The sequence below is a fragment of the Caenimonas soli genome, from assembly GCF_013155545.1.
GTDB lineage: Bacteria > Pseudomonadota > Gammaproteobacteria > Burkholderiales > Burkholderiaceae_C > Ramlibacter > Ramlibacter soli.
The window spans coordinates 82,292-96,086 of record NZ_JABJVV010000009.1 but is presented as its reverse complement, the minus strand read 5'-3'; the positions used below and the strand labels follow the sequence as shown (position 1 = coordinate 96,086).

Annotated in this window: 18 protein-coding genes; 11 read left to right on the top strand and 7 right to left on the bottom strand. The window is 64.8% G+C overall.

From position 1 onward, the window contains the following. Positions 1 to 406: 406 nt before the first annotated feature. Positions 407 to 1,429 (top strand): IS110 family RNA-guided transposase, encoded by a 1,023-nt coding sequence (locus HNE04_RS15425; RefSeq protein WP_172220728.1) that lies wholly within the window; start codon positions 407 to 409, stop codon positions 1,427 to 1,429. Between the two features lie 526 nt (positions 1,430 to 1,955). On the opposite strand, the gene HNE04_RS15420 is transcribed toward HNE04_RS15425, so the two are convergent. Genes HNE04_RS15420 through pcp form a run of 4 tightly spaced genes read right to left on the bottom strand, consistent with a single transcriptional unit; the run spans position 1,956 to position 5,055 of the window. Next, positions 1,956 to 2,591 carry an L-threonylcarbamoyladenylate synthase gene (locus tag HNE04_RS15420; protein WP_172220726.1) on the bottom strand — a complete coding sequence of 212 codons (636 nt, stop codon included), beginning with the start codon at positions 2,589 to 2,591 and terminating at the stop codon, positions 1,956 to 1,958. A 4-nt stretch (positions 2,592 to 2,595) separates the two neighbouring features. After that, entirely contained in the window at positions 2,596 to 3,489 is an 894-nt protein-coding gene (locus HNE04_RS15415; protein WP_328700343.1) for a DMT family transporter, read from the bottom strand. Further along, entirely contained in the window at positions 3,486 to 4,337 is an 852-nt protein-coding gene (locus HNE04_RS15410) for a 3',5'-nucleoside bisphosphate phosphatase (protein WP_172220722.1), read from the bottom strand. Before HNE04_RS15410 ends, HNE04_RS15415 begins: the two co-directional genes overlap by 4 nt. A gap of 46 nt (positions 4,338 to 4,383) precedes the next feature. Then, positions 4,384 to 5,055 (bottom strand): pyroglutamyl-peptidase I, encoded by a 672-nt coding sequence (gene pcp / locus HNE04_RS15405; protein WP_172220720.1) that lies wholly within the window; start codon positions 5,053 to 5,055, stop codon positions 4,384 to 4,386. A gap of 39 nt (positions 5,056 to 5,094) precedes the next feature. Between pcp and ypfJ the strand changes: the two genes are divergently transcribed. Both ypfJ and HNE04_RS15395 read left to right on the top strand, forming a co-directional pair. Then, complete coding sequence (gene ypfJ / locus HNE04_RS15400; protein ID WP_172220717.1) at positions 5,095 to 5,970, top strand: KPN_02809 family neutral zinc metallopeptidase; 876 nt, start codon at positions 5,095 to 5,097, stop codon at positions 5,968 to 5,970. Positions 5,971 to 6,053: 83 nt separating this feature from the next. Beyond that, the gene (locus HNE04_RS15395) at positions 6,054 to 7,484 is read left to right on the top strand and encodes a DEAD/DEAH box helicase (RefSeq protein WP_172220714.1); all 1,431 of its coding nucleotides are present in this window, start codon (positions 6,054 to 6,056) and stop codon (positions 7,482 to 7,484) included. On the opposite strand, the gene HNE04_RS15390 is transcribed toward HNE04_RS15395, so the two are convergent. The 3 genes from HNE04_RS15390 to HNE04_RS15380 all read right to left on the bottom strand — a co-directional run bounded on the left by HNE04_RS15390 (position 7,471) and on the right by HNE04_RS15380 (position 9,009). Beyond that, entirely contained in the window at positions 7,471 to 8,301 is an 831-nt protein-coding gene (locus HNE04_RS15390) for a symmetrical bis(5'-nucleosyl)-tetraphosphatase (protein ID WP_172220711.1), read from the bottom strand. The genes HNE04_RS15395 and HNE04_RS15390 overlap by 14 nt on opposite strands. Then, positions 8,286 to 8,555 carry a hypothetical protein gene (locus HNE04_RS15385; RefSeq protein ID WP_172220709.1) on the bottom strand — a complete coding sequence of 90 codons (270 nt, stop codon included), beginning with the start codon at positions 8,553 to 8,555 and terminating at the stop codon, positions 8,286 to 8,288. Before HNE04_RS15385 ends, HNE04_RS15390 begins: the two co-directional genes overlap by 16 nt. 229 nt (positions 8,556 to 8,784) lie before the next feature. Further along, positions 8,785 to 9,009 carry a hypothetical protein gene (locus HNE04_RS15380; RefSeq protein WP_172220706.1) on the bottom strand — a complete coding sequence of 75 codons (225 nt, stop codon included), beginning with the start codon at positions 9,007 to 9,009 and terminating at the stop codon, positions 8,785 to 8,787. 182 nt (positions 9,010 to 9,191) lie between these two features. On the opposite strand from HNE04_RS15380, the gene HNE04_RS15375 reads away from it, so the two are divergent. From HNE04_RS15375 to HNE04_RS15340, 8 genes are all read left to right on the top strand, one after another. Further along, positions 9,192 to 9,371 (top strand): hypothetical protein, encoded by a 180-nt coding sequence (locus tag HNE04_RS15375; RefSeq protein WP_172220703.1) that lies wholly within the window; start codon positions 9,192 to 9,194, stop codon positions 9,369 to 9,371. Continuing rightward, positions 9,368 to 9,550 (top strand): hypothetical protein, encoded by a 183-nt coding sequence (locus HNE04_RS15370; protein WP_172220700.1) that lies wholly within the window; start codon positions 9,368 to 9,370, stop codon positions 9,548 to 9,550. The genes HNE04_RS15375 and HNE04_RS15370 overlap by 4 nt, the downstream gene beginning before the upstream one ends. Next, positions 9,547 to 10,755, top strand: a complete 1,209-nt coding sequence (locus HNE04_RS15365; protein WP_172220697.1) for a replication initiation factor domain-containing protein — start codon at positions 9,547 to 9,549, stop codon at positions 10,753 to 10,755. Before HNE04_RS15370 ends, HNE04_RS15365 begins: the two co-directional genes overlap by 4 nt. Before the next feature lie 30 nt (positions 10,756 to 10,785). Then, positions 10,786 to 11,115 (top strand): hypothetical protein, encoded by a 330-nt coding sequence (locus HNE04_RS15360; protein ID WP_172220694.1) that lies wholly within the window; start codon positions 10,786 to 10,788, stop codon positions 11,113 to 11,115. A gap of 2 nt (positions 11,116 to 11,117) precedes the next feature. Further along, complete coding sequence (locus HNE04_RS15355) at positions 11,118 to 11,453, top strand: hypothetical protein (RefSeq protein ID WP_172220691.1); 336 nt, start codon at positions 11,118 to 11,120, stop codon at positions 11,451 to 11,453. A gap of 283 nt (positions 11,454 to 11,736) precedes the next feature. Continuing rightward, positions 11,737 to 11,973 (top strand): hypothetical protein, encoded by a 237-nt coding sequence (locus tag HNE04_RS15350; RefSeq protein WP_172220688.1) that lies wholly within the window; start codon positions 11,737 to 11,739, stop codon positions 11,971 to 11,973. A gap of 172 nt (positions 11,974 to 12,145) precedes the next feature. Continuing rightward, positions 12,146 to 13,468: a hypothetical protein gene (locus HNE04_RS15345; RefSeq protein ID WP_172220685.1), complete on the top strand. Its 1,323-nt coding sequence runs from the start codon at positions 12,146 to 12,148 to the stop codon at positions 13,466 to 13,468. Then, positions 13,468 to 13,794: a DUF5455 family protein gene (locus HNE04_RS15340; RefSeq protein WP_172220682.1), complete on the top strand. Its 327-nt coding sequence runs from the start codon at positions 13,468 to 13,470 to the stop codon at positions 13,792 to 13,794. Before HNE04_RS15345 ends, HNE04_RS15340 begins: the two co-directional genes overlap by 1 nt. Position 13,795: the final 1 nt, after the last annotated feature.

The window sequence follows — 13,795 nt, the reverse complement described above, 5'->3', positions numbered from 1 at the left end:
ACGCGCGGTCAGCCCGTTCCGCGCCTTTTCAAGGCGCGCAAGCGGCGCCGGGGAACGGACTTGCGGGCTGCGGACTCATCGTGGACTGTCCTCGCGCTCCGGAGAGGCCCGCGCGCTGATCGCGCGCAACGCCCGCAAGTCCATTCCCCGACGCCTCGGGCAGCCTGATTGCGCGCCCCAGCCCGCCCACACGCGGCTTCGCTCGGACTTAGTTGGCGCGCCGAAGGCTTCCGCACTCCAACCGTGCTTCTGCAAGGCTGTGCGTCGGTCGGCTGCGGCGCGCAATCAGATGGTATGGACGCCTCCCGCCCCCCGCTGCCACTGCGAGGAAGGGAGGCCTCGCAACTGACGGCATCTAGTGCCAAAGTGGAGTTTCGATCAACCACTTGCGAAGGAGGCCTCCGCTATGAATGCTACGACGTACGGCATGGACATTGCAAAGAATGTCTTTCAAGTGCACTGGGTGGACCCTGCCGGCGGCGAGATCTGCGGCAGGAAGCTGAGCCGAGGCAAGGTGAGCGAGTTCTTTGCCAGGCGCGAGCCGGCCCGCGTGGTGATGGAGGCTTGCGGTGGCGCTCACCATTGGGCGCGAGTGTTGGCAGCGCTGGGCCACCAAGTCGAGCTGCTTCCAGCCCACCAGGTGCGCGCCTTCGTCAGCCGGAACAAGGATGACGCGGCCGATGCCCGCGGCCTGTGGCTGGCCGCTCAGCATCAGGACATCCGTCGGGTGCAAGTCAAGACTGCGCAGCAGCAAGCCGAGCTGTCGGTGCACCGCATGCGGTCTCACTGGGTTCAAGTGCGCACCGCCAGCCTCAACGCGCTGCGCGGGCTACTGTACGAGTTCGGCATCGTGCTGCCCAAGGGCAAGCCCGCAGCCCTGCGCTGGCTGTGCGAGCAACGCGCCTCGATTGAGGCACAGCTGCCACCGGTAATGGTCCGCCTGCTGCAAGCGCATCTGGAGACATTGCGCCAAATCGAAGAGCACGTGCACAGCCTTGAACAAGAGATCGAGGCAGTACAGCGCAGCAACACAACTGCCAAGCGACTGCGCAAGGTGCCGGGCATCGGCGTGCTGGGGGCCACTGCTTTGGCCGCGACGCTGGGAGACGGGTCGGGTTGGCGCAATGCACGCGAGTTCGCCTGCGGCCTGGGCTTGACACCGCGCCACAGCGGCACCGGCGGCAAGGTGCGCATAGGCGGGATCACCAAACGTGGCGACGCTTACCTGCGCACCCTGCTGATCCACGGCGCTAGAAACTTGGTGCGCGTGGCCAACCCACCCGAATGGATCGCGCAACTGCTGCAGCGACGACCGTTCAACGTGGCGGCCACAGCCGTGGCCCACAAACTGGCGCGCACCGCGTGGGCGATGGCTTCTCACGGCTCTGCTTATGAGCCGCGCTGGGGGTCCAGCCCGGCATCCCACTGAGTGCAACAAACTCTTCATTCGGATCAAGCGGCAGGCGCCGCCAAGGAGTGTGCAGGCGAGCAGATGAAGTGATGGCAAAGCGGTCAGACCGTGGGTCGGCAAGGCTAACCTAGCCCAAGGGCATTAAAGCCCGTCAATCAGTCAAGCCCCGACCTCGCGAAGACCACCAGGGCCAACAGCGGAGGAAGTCCGACTGTACTAAAGGCCGGATATAAGACCGCAATGAACCCGCCGCGTCAGAACTTCAAAAACTTGCTTGCCACATGGGAGGCGTCCATATAGGGACCAGGCGAGATGCGGAGGTCGAGTTTGCGGCCGTTTGCGCGCGATCAGCGCGCAGGACATCTCCGGAGCGCGGGGACAGGCCACGATTAGTCCAAAGGCCGCAAACTCGACCTCCGCATCGTTTCGGCGCTCCCGGCGCCGAACGGCTGGTCCGCGCGCCGCAGCCGACCGGCGCACAGCCTTGCCGCGAGGTGCTGGCGCGCAACAGGTGGATTGGTCAAGCCCGCAATGACAACCTCGATCACAGCCCGAGGGCCGCGATATCGCCGCGCCCTTCGCGCACCACCACGGCCTCCCCGCCGGTGCCCATGGGCGTCAGGTCGATTACCGTGGTCGGCTGAGAGGGGCAGGCGCCGGCGTCGATCACGCCGGCGAGCTGGTGTTCGAAGCGCTCGCGGATTTCTTGCGCGTCGTTGATGGACGCGGTTTCATGCGGCGCTATCAGCGTGGTGGCCAGCAGCGGCGCCCCGTGCAGCGCCAGCAGTTCCTGCAGCGCCCGGTGGCCGGGCACCCGCAGGCCTATGGTCTTGCGCTGCGGATGGCTGACGCGGCGCGGCACCTCGCGCGTGGCTTCCAGGATGAAGGTGTAGGCGCCGGGCGTGGCCGATTTCAGCAGCCGGTACTGGCGGTTGTCGACCCGCGCGTAGTTGGCCAGCTCGCTCAGGTCGCGGCACAGCAGGGTGAGGTGGTGCTTGTCATCCACGCCGCGGATCTGGCGCAGGCGGTCGGCGGCGGTCTTATCGTCGAGGTGGCAAGCCAGGGCATAGCTCGAGTCCGTCGGCACGGCCAGCACCCCGCCGCGCTCGAGCAGTCCCACGGCCTGCTTGAGCAGGCGCGGCTGCGGATTCTCGGGGTGGACTTCGAAGTACTGGGCCATAGCGTCACGCTTCCACGGGTTCCAGCCTCACACGGCTCTCGCGCACGGTGAGCCAGGCCCCGGCCGCGCCGCAGACGGCGATCATTGCCATGCCCACCAGGGCCCATCCGTCGGGCACATGCGAGAACACCAGCCAGCCGCCCAGCATGGCGAAAGCGATCTGCGAGTACAGGTAGGGCGTGAGCGTGGCGGCGGGCGCGCGCTGGTAGGCCAGGATCAGGAGGAAATGGCCGACGGTGCCCATCAGGCCCATGAAGCACAAACCGGCCCACAGCCACCACGCCGGCAGTGCCGTCCAGACGAAAGGCAGGGCCAGCGAGGCGAGCAGCGTGCCGATCCAGCCGGAGTACAGGTGCATGGTCATCGGATCTTCGGTGCGTGCCAGCTTGCTGGTCAGCACCTGGAACCAGGCGTTGGTCACGACCAGCCCCAGCGGCAGCAGGCTGGCCCAGTTGAAGGCCTCGTCGCCGGGGCGGATGATCACCAGCGTGCCGGCGAAGCCGCCCGCCACCAGCGCCCAGCGCATGGGCGACACCTTTTCCTTGAGCACCGTCGCGGCCAGCACGGTGATTGCCAGCGGCGCGATCATGACGATGGCGGTGAACTCGCCCACCGGCATGTACTTGAGGCTGGCAAAGGCGAGCAGGCTGCTGGCCAACAGCAGGACGCCGCGCAGGCACTGGAACTTGGGATGCAGCGTGCGCAGCGCCGACATGCCCCGCAACGGAAGCACGGTGGCCGTGGTGGCGATGGCCTGGAAGGCGTAGCGAAACCACAGCGCCATCAGCAGCGGCACCGAGGCGCTGACGAACTTGGTGGTGGTGTCCAGCACCGCGAAGCATGCGCCCGCCGCCACGACCAGCCCGATACCGGCCAAAACCCGTTTCGGCCCGCTCACTGGATGCGGTCCGCGAGCAAGTCCCACACGGGCGTCAACTGGCCGGGCAGGAAGGGCAGTTGGCCCAGGTCGGTGTGGCTTTCGCCGGGGCTGTGGAAGTCGCTGCCGCGCGAGGCGGCCAGGCCGAACTCGCGCGCGGTCTCGGCATAGGTCACGTATTCGGCGGCCGTGTGGCTGCCGGTCACGACCTCCACCCCCAGCCCGCCATGCGCCTTGAAGTCGGTGAAGAGCGCGTATTCCTCGTTGGCTGTGAACCGGTAGCGCGCCGGATGCGCGATCACGGCGGCGCCGCCGGCCTGGGTGATCCACTGCACCGCGGCCTTCAGCGAAGCCCAGCGGTGCGAGACGTAGCCGGGCTTGCCCTCCACCAGGTAGCGGCGGAACACTTCGCCGGTGTCGCGGCACACGCCGCTTTCCACCAGGAAGCGGGCAAAGTGCGTGCGTGAGATCAGCTCGGGGTTGCCCACGTACTTCAGCGCCCCCTCGTACGCCTCCTTGATGCCCACCTGGGCCAGGCCCTCAGCCATCTCCCGGGCGCGGGCCTCGCGCCCGCCGCGCGTCGCCAGCAGGCCGCGCAGCATCTCGGGGTCATCCGCATCGAAGCCCAGGCCGATGATGTGCACTGTCTGGTCGGCGAAGGTGACGGAGATCTCGGTGCCGGTGAGGTATTTGATGCCATGGGCACGGGCTGCCGCGGCCGCACGGTGCTGGCCGCCGATCTCATCGTGGTCGGTCAGCGACCACAGTTCCACGCCGTTGGCCGCCGCGCGCGCCGCAAGCTCTTCGGGCGTGAGGGTGCCGTCGGAAACCACGGAGTGGCAGTGCAGGTCGGCGTTGAGGATGGACACCGTTCGATTTTAGGCTGGCTGCCGCGTTACCGGGGGCCGGGCTTTGTCAGTTGAGTGCGCCGGCCTGCTTGCGGATGTCGGTCACCGTTGCCAGCGCGCACTCGATCGCCAGCTTGATGCCCTGCACCATCTCGTCGAGCCGCATCGAGGGCTGGCCCTGCGCCGGCAGCCACGGCACGTGGACCAGCCCGCCGCGCGTGTATTTCAACTCCTTGCGCGTGGCCAATTCGTACATGAGTCCGTAGAAGACGTGATTGCACACGAATGTGCCCGCCGTCTGCGATACCTCGGCGTTGATGCCCTCGGCCAGCAGCGTGGCCAGCATCGCCTTGATCGGCAGGTTGGTGAAGTAGGCCGCCGGTCCGCCCGCGACGACGGGCGTGTCCACCGGCTGTTCGCCAGCGTTGTCGGGAATGCGTGCGTCGTTGACGTTGATGGCGACCCGCTCGAACGACAGCGCGGCGCGGCCGCCTGCCTGGCCGGTGCAGATCACCAGCTCGGGCCTATGCCTCAGCAGAAGGTCGCGCAGCACCTCCAGCGAGTGTCCGAACACCGTGGGTAGTTGCGCGCCTACGATGCGATGGCCGCCGACCTGACGCCCGTGTAGGGCTTGAACCGCCATCCAGCTCGGATTGACGCTGGAGCCGCCGAAAGGGTCAAAACCCGTTACCAACACAGTGGGAAAGCGGCCCACGGCCGCGTTTGATGGAGCTACCATGGTTTCAATGTACCGCAGCAGCGGCATCTGGAGAACATCATGCGTTGGGAAGGCAATCGGGAATCGAGCAACGTCGAGGACGCGCGCGGCGGCGGCGGCGGCGGAGGCTTTGGAATCGGCGGGCGGAGCATAGGCATCGGCACCGTCGTCATCGCGCTGGTGGGCGGCGCCATCTTCGGCATCAACCCGCTGACCATATTGAGCATCCTGAGTGGCGGCGGCGATCCGGCGCAGGTGCAGCAGCAAGGCCCGGCCAAGGCGCCCCCGGCAGACGACAAGATGGCCAAGTTCGTGTCAACCGTGCTGGCCGATACCGAAGACGTGTGGAAGCAGCTCTTCACGCAGGGCGGCGCCACCTACAAGGAACCCCGCCTGGTCTTGTTCCGCGGCGCAGTCCCCACGGCCTGCGGCACGGGCCAATCGGCGATGGGCCCCTTTTATTGCCCGGCCGACCAGAAGGTCTACATCGACCTCAACTTCTACGAGACCCTCAAGACACGCATGGGCGCCCCCGGCGACTTCGCCCAGGCCTATGTGATCGCCCATGAGGTAGGCCATCACGTTCAGCACCAATTGGGCATCACGAGCCAGATGGAGCGCCTGCGCGGGCAATCCAGCAAGGCCCAGTACAACGCCATGAGCGTGAAGCTGGAACTGCAAGCCGACTGCTTTGCCGGCGTCTGGGCCCACCACGCCCAGAATGCCCGCCAGATCCTGGAGCAGGGCGACGTGGAGGAGGCCATGAACGCGGCCGCCAAGATCGGCGACGACGCGCTCCAGGGTTCGCGCGGCGGGGCTGTGGTGCCCGAGAGCTTCACCCACGGAACCAGCGCCCAACGCCAGAAATGGTTCACGACCGGCCTGAAGACGGGCAGCGTGAAGGCCTGCGACACTTTCAGCAGCCGCGACCTGTAGAGCCGGCTGCGGGCCCCTGATAGCCTTTGTCACAGGCTTGTCGCGCCGAAATGCGACAATGCCGGGTTCTGTACCGAGCCCTAATGCCTAGTTCCTTCTCCAATTTATCGCTGGCCGAGCCGCTGGCACGTGCCGTGGCCGAAATGGGCTACGAGCAAATGACCCCCATCCAGGCCCAGGCGATCCCCGTCGTCCTGACCGGCAAGGACGTGATGGGCGCGGCCCAGACGGGCACGGGCAAGACGGCGGCGTTCTCGCTGCCGCTCTTGCAGCGCATGCTCAAACACGAGAATGCTTCCACCTCCCCGGCGCGGCACCCGGTGCGCGCGCTGGTGCTGCTGCCCACGCGGGAACTGGCCGACCAGGTGGCTCAGCAGGTCAAGCTGTACGCCAAGTACACCAACCTGCGCAGCGCGGTGGTGTTCGGCGGTATCGACATGAAGCCGCAGACGGCGGAGCTCAAGAAGGGCGTCGAAGTGCTGGTGGCGACCCCAGGGCGCCTGCTGGATCACATCGAAGCCAAGAACGCGGTGCTGAATCAGGTCGAATACGTGGTGCTGGACGAGGCCGACCGCATGCTGGATATCGGCTTCCTGCCCGACCTGCAGCGCATCCTGTCCTATCTGCCCAAGCAGCGCACCACGCTGCTGTTCTCGGCGACCTTCTCGCCCGAGATCAAGCGCCTGGCCAACAGCTACCTGCAAGATCCGGTGACCATCGAGGTGGCCCGCCCGAACGAGGCGGCATCCACCGTCGAACAGCGTTTCTACAGCGTGCCGGACGAAGAGAAGCGGCACGCGCTCAAGCAGATCGTGCGCCAGCGCGGCCTGAAGCAGGCCTTCGTGTTCGTCAACAGCAAGCTCGGTTGCGCGCGGCTGGCACGCTCGCTGGAGCGTGAGGGCATGAATACCACCGCCCTGCACGGCGACAAGAGCCAGGACGAGCGCCTCAAGGCGCTGGCCGCCTTCAAGGCCGGCGAGGTCGACCTGCTGGTCGCCACCGACGTGGCCGCGCGCGGGCTCGACATCAAGGACGTGCCCGCGGTGTTCAATTTCGACGTGCCGTTCAACGCCGAAGACTACGTGCACCGCATCGGGCGCACCGGGCGTGCCGGCCAGTCGGGCCTGGCGGTCACCTTCGTTTCGGGCACCGACGCGCGCCTGATCGGCGACATTGAAAAGCTGCTCAAGAGAAAGATCGAACTGGAGCCCCTCGAGTTCGACGAAGACAAGCCAAAGGGCCGCATCAACGACGGCCGCCGTGCCTGGCGTGAAGCCGGCGAGGTGGGCGATCCGCGCGACGTGCTCGACGCGCCGCGCGAGCGCACCCCCCGTCCGCAACGCGAGTACCGCGCTCCGGCCGCGCCCCGCGATCCGTTCTTCGACCAGCCTTACCAGGCCCCGGCCACAGAGGTTGCACCGGCATGGGAAGCAGGCGCCAAGCCGGCCGCCAGCCGCGTTTCGAGCAATATCAAGCCCAAGCGCAAGGTGGCGGCGCTGTTCAAGTCGGAATAGGCGACTGCGCCTGCTCGCACTTCACCTGTATCAGTTCATGGCCCTGCGTGCCCAGCCGCAGGGCGCTCAGGCAGCCGCCCCAGACGCATCCCGTGTCCAGTGAAATGATGTCGGGCCGCTGCAGGTAGCCCAGCGTCGACCAATGCCCGAAGGCGATGGGCGTGCCCGCCGACTTTCGCCCCGGTACGTCGAACCAGGGCAGGTAGCCCGGCGGGGCGTCCTTCAATCCCCCCGAAGCCTTGAGATCCATCACCCCCTCGCGCGTGCAAAAGCGCAGCCGCGTGAGCGCGTTCACGATCACCCGCAGCCGGTCCGCGCCGGCCAGCGCATCGTCCCACTGCGCCGGCTCGTTGCCATACATCTGCGACAGGAAATCGACCAGGTCGGGCCCGCGCAGCACCGTCTCCACTTCCGCGGCCAGCAGCATCGTTTGCGTCGCGTCCCACTGCGGCAGCACCCCGCCATGCACCATCAGCAGCCCATGCGCGCGGATCGCCATGCGCTGCTGGCGCAGCCACTCGAGCAGCTCGCCGCGATCCGGCGCCATCAGGACCTTGTCCATGGTGTCGTTGCGGTGCGGCGCCCGGCGGCCGTGCGCGACCGCCAGCAGGCTCAGGTCGTGGTTGCCCAGCAGGCATTTGGCCGAATCCCCGTATTTCATCAGCCGGCGCAGCACCGCGCCGGACTCCGGCCCGCGGTTGACCAGATCGCCCAGCACGTACAGCGTGTCCCGGCTTGGCGAGAATTCAATCTTCTCGAGCAGACGGCCCAGGGGCGCATCGCAGCCCTGCACGTCACCAATCAAGAATGCTGCCATTGCCTGCGGAACACTTTCAGTAGGTCCATGAAGCCTGCATTTTTCTGAGCGTCGTGCTCTATTTCGAGGAAGGTGAGCTCACGCTCTAGCCGGTCGAAGTCGAGCCCTAGCACCGTAGCGAGTGCATAGGCCTGCGCGCGGGTTGGAATACGCCGACGTGCTTTCCAGTCGCTGACGCGTGAGCGTTCTACGCCCTTAGCGGCAAGGCTTCTGATGTCGTCGGCCGACAGTTTCTCCAAGGCTTCAAAAAACATGTTGCACTCCAGTTACCAAAATGGCACATTACGGCTGAGTTAACCAAATTGGCAAGCCAAAACGGCACGCTGATTTGGTGAACCAATCCTAACAGGAGCCACCATGCACCCATTTTTGCGCAGTTACCTCGCTCCGGCGATGCGCATTCCTTGCGGTCCGGCCCGCGCAAACGGCGATGCCCCGGCTATGGTGGCTCCGGCAAAGCACAGCGGGTCGGTCCGCATCCAGTCAGCGTTGCGGCCGGGTGTTGGTGAATGTGTCGGGCTGGATAGCGGTGGCGGCGGCAGTTCGTCTCCAGTTGCCTACCAATCCCGATTCGTTGATGCCGTCGCGGATTGCGGATTTCACGACGATGTACAGCACCCACATGGTCGCGATGAAGCCCACAAGGCTAAGGCCCAGGTACCAAAGCAGCATGCGCGTGAGTTCGAGTTGAAAAGCTTGGACGTTCACGTTGTTCCCTCTCCCAAAAAGTCGAACCTCGATGCTACCGGTATGCGCGTCGTGCGCAAAGGCTGCGTGATTGAGTTTCGAAGCGGGTCTACAGACCGCGTTGCTCGCGTGCGCTCAGGTCAGTTCATTGGCAGCGCGGCGTTTGCCAAGTGGCACGCATGCGTGTCGGTGCGGGTGGTCGCATGAGCCCGCATCAAATTTGCGACCGTGAGTACGACGAGGCGGTAAGTGGCATGTTCGCTCGATTCGACCGCGATCAGCGACTTGTGGCCGCAGTCGAGCGTGGCGCCTGGTTCGTGCTCGGGTTCTGCGGTGTCGGCCTTGGTGTGGTGGCCGTTTCCCTGCCCTGGCTGCTCGCATGAGAACGCTTCGTACACGCCGCGAGCTCGCGTTGCTCAATGCGCAGGCTCGGTCCGACTTCAAGGCTCATTGGCCAATGCGGGTTTATGACCTGTTCATGGACCTGGCGGGCGGTACGTTGCTCGGCCTGGCGTTGGGTCTTGCTGCGTTGTTGTCCGTGCTGGTGCGGGCTGCTGTATGACTCGCCCGTCGAAGTCCAGCCTGGTCCTCGACGGCTCCGAGGTCAAGTTTCGGCTGGAGGCTGAGCGTGCTCGCACCAAAACCCCGGTCCATGTTGACTGGGTGCGCTTCACGGTCATTCGTCGCAACGCACCGTTCCTGCCAGCGGATCTTATCTTGCCGCGTGCGCAGGAGTCTTTCGAGGATCTGCATCAATTCGTCGATCCGGGTGGCCGCGTTTTGCAGCTGCTGCGCTCGATTCCCGACTGCGATTTCGATGCCGCCGCGCAGGCGTTGGACCTGGCGCAAACGGTGGCGGCGGCGCTCGGCTCTGACTTCACCATCGCGCCCGAGCAACGCAAGGGGCATGACTTCTATCGCTTCCGCTGGGCCATCGAGCGTAACGGTGCGGAGTGTGGCTGGGTCGGGTACCTGGCCTCGGGCGACAGTCCTCGCCAGCAGTCGCAAAGTCGCACCATCCATTGCAACTTGTTCGGCGCGGCCTGTACGTTTGCGGCGCCAGGCTGGAATGATCGGCTCGCCGATATCTGCGATGAGCGCAAAGCGGACCTGACGCGCTGTGATCTGGCGCTCGATTTCTTCGATGGTTTCGCGGGCGGCATGGAGCGCGTCAAGGCCGACTATGAAGCCGGTCTGATGAATGTCGGCGGTCGCATGCTCAAGCCGAACATGTTGGGCAACTGGACCAGCAACGGTAGCGAGCGATCCTTTTATTTTGGCAGCAAGGAAGCGGGCAAGCAAACCAACGTGTACGAGAAGGGTGACCAGCTGTTTGGCGTCGAGGCCGGGTCGCGCTGGATACGTGCGGAACTGCGCTACGGCAACAAGCTGCGCGTGCTCTCTGCCGACATGCTGCGCAGGCCTGCGGATTTCTTCGCTGGCGCGTCCGACTGGCATGCTGCGATGCTGGCCGAGGCCGACGCGATCAAGGTGGCTCCCGAGCCGGTGCGCACAACTGCCAGGCTCGCCCTTGAAACGGTCGAAGCCGAGGCGGTGCGCAATCTGCGCTGGGCCTTCAACACTGCCGCGCCGACGATGGCTGCGGCGTTCACGCACCTGGGCGATGGCTTCTTGGAGCTCGTCACCAATCAAAAGCTGCCGGGTCGCCTGCGCAAGTTTGCGCCGGCTGAACTGGCGCGGGCTTTCGAGTCCGCTTTAGGGCGATTTTCTTCAACGGCTGGGGGCGCCGGTCCTGCCTTCGCTTAGCCGTCAACCACGGGACCACAAAGGAAAACCATGCAAACTGAAATGCAAGTCATCGTTCACGCCGTCAAGGAGTCGAGCGGCACTTTCGAGAACAAGGCGTTCTCGTCCACCACGTTCCACTGTGAGGTGGACCTGAAGGAAAACGGCGCGGGCCGCTCTATCGGCCGCGTGACGCGTCCCTTCAAGCTGGGCGACCACACCGAGTTCGACAAGTGGGCGCACCTGGGCGGCTCGCTGCCTATCAAGGCGGTGGCGACCATGGGCCTGGAAGCGGCACGCGAGGACGGCATGAAGCTGACCCTTCTGGCGATCCGCCCGCTCGAGATGGCAAAAGCCGCTCCGGCGTCGGTCAAGGTCTAAGCATGGCGCGCCTGCTCGTCCAGTCAGCCAGTACCGGGCGCTTTTTGTGCCCGTCGCTGGAAGACGGCCAGCCTGAGTGGGTGGTGTCCCTGCGGGAGGCGGGCGGCGGCGTTGTGGCGGACGTCGAAACCGCCTATCAGCTGGTGCTGGACAACTGCGAGCCTGACGATCAGCCAATTCTGATCGACCTGGATCGCCTGGGCACCTTCAACGACTACCCGCCGCAGGGCGAAGCCGCCGCAGCTCTCCGCGTAGCGGGGGGCGCAGGCGGCGCAGCTGTGTCGAGCGTCCCCGATGGTAATCACGGGGATAACGATTTTTCCGGAGTGCCTGTATGAGTTCCACCATGGACCTTCCGCTCACCACGCTGTTTGTGGTGGCGACCTTGTTTTTTGCATTCGTTGCTGGGTACCGGCAAGGCCGGGCGGGCGTATGAGCGAAGCCGGTGTCGCGTCGTATGTGATCGGCCTGGTAGTGGCGTACTTCGTCGGCGTCAAGTTCGGCACGGCGGCGAAGTTCATCAAGGACATGGGGTCTTCGGGATGAGGCTACAGCCTCTTGTGCCCTTTTCGAAGGGTGCAACGGGCCGGTGCTTTTGCCGGATTTTTTGGAGATAGAGACATGAACGTGAAACTGAAAAACCTGACCGCTCGCGCTGCCTGCTTCGCCTTGGCATCGGCTCCCATGTTGGCGATGGCTGTGGACCCCACCACGCCCGAGGAAGCCATCACCAGCGGTAAGGTCGCCGTGCTGGCAATCGCTGCCATCGGTGGCCTTGCCATGGTCGTCATCGCGCTGGGCTCGGTCGGCTGGGGCGTCGGTGCCAAGTTCATCAAGCGTCTGCGCGGCGCTGCGTGATGAACCGGGCAGCTGCATTACTGCTGCTGTCCCTCGTCGTGGGGGGGTGTGTTGCACTCCCTCGCGATGAGCGTGGAAGTTTTCGATTGCTTGGCGACTGTGAGCGTCAGGTCAATTCGGGTTGGGATCACTGCGCCGCCAAGCGGAGGCCGTGGAACAAAAAGCTGGACCTATGAAACGCTTCGTCGTCGCGGTGTCTCTCGTGCTGGTCGCGCTGTCTGTCTGGGCGGTAGATTGCATTGAATACCGCTGGTATCAAACGGGCGGCTCCTACATGGATAGTCAGTCGTCGTGGGGCAGCAGCACGGCTGCACAGTGTCAATCTGCGGTTGATTGGCACAACGCTAATTGGGCGGCTTCCTCGCCTCAGCTTGGTCCAACCCAAGGCGCTGTGAGTCTGTGCAACACTTCGCAATGGAGCATCTTTCGATCTGCCACTGGCAACACCTACACCGGTCCGATGGGATCGCGGACGGTCACGTGTGGTCCGGCCTCTTGTAGCCTTAGCCCAGGCGCTCAAACCACTCACAATGTCACGCAGGGCTACTACCGCTCGGCCAATCCAACGACCGGCGTTCCGGATTTGAAGCCTGACGGTTCACCGGGCGGCTCTAGCGTCGAAGACCCGCCCGCCTCGATGTGCGTCAATTCCTGTGTACAGACTCGCGGCACCACTGTTGCCGATCTCGGGGACTGCTGGATTTCGAAGACGCCCACGGCCACGGGCTTGTATCGCGGCTCGTGCGATTGGCGGTTCACCAGCACGGCCACCAGCTGCACCGAAACACCAGCTGAAAAGCCGATGATCAACCCGACGGCAACGGTGCCGCCGTGCGATGGATCGCTCGGCTATATCAATGACAAGTTGACGTGCGTGTCGAAGTCTGCGCCGACGTCCGGTGTGCCTCCGCGCAGCAAGACCATCGTTGAAGGCAATCCGACAGCGGGATCGTCGGGCGGCAGCACTGCGCCAGCCATCCCCGCTAGTGGCAGCGGGAGCAACGCAGGGGGCCCGTCTTCCACCACGGACGGCACGCGTGTTTATCCCGATGGAACGCGCGTCACGCCCACGCCCACAGCGCCGCCGACCGGCACCAAGTCTTCGGTTGCGGGTCAAGAACAGTTGGCGTGCGGCGCACCGGGTCAGCCTAAATGCGCGATCGATGAAACCGGCACGCCCAATGGTGCGGAGGCGTACAAGAAGTCAGGCGAGGAAATGACGGCGTCGGACGGGCTGCGCAATTCGACGCTCGCGTCGATCACTTCCGCCTCGGGCAAAGACACCAATTGGGCGATCCCTGCATGGGCGCAACCGCAGGCCGGGTGCTCGCCTTGGAACCTGGGCACCATGCCGGTGATTGATTTTGTGATCTTGGTGGACATGTGCGTTTTAAAACCGTATGTGCTGGGCGTCATGAATTTTCTTTGGGTCTTCGGTACCTTCCTCGCCTGCCTGGGGATGATGGGCCGAGTCATGGGTAAAGGAGTCTCGTAATGCCGTTGCTCGGTGGTCTTCTCTCGACGTTGTTCTCTGGCCTCGTTGCCTTCCTCGCGCAGTACTTCACGCGCAAGGTGGCGTTTGGTGTTGCAGCCGTTGTGGCTATGTCCGGCTTGACGCTCGGGCTTTTTGTGCTGTTCCGCTCGTTGGTGTTTGCGCTCCATGCCTATACCAGCGGCGCGCATTCGATCTTCATCGATGCATTGACCATGGGCATTCCGCCGGCTGCGCCGTTTTGCATCAGCACCTACTACACGCTCTGGACGGCCTGCACGGTCTACACGTGGCAGCGCGATCTGTTGCACCTGTTCGTCAAGGCCTGAG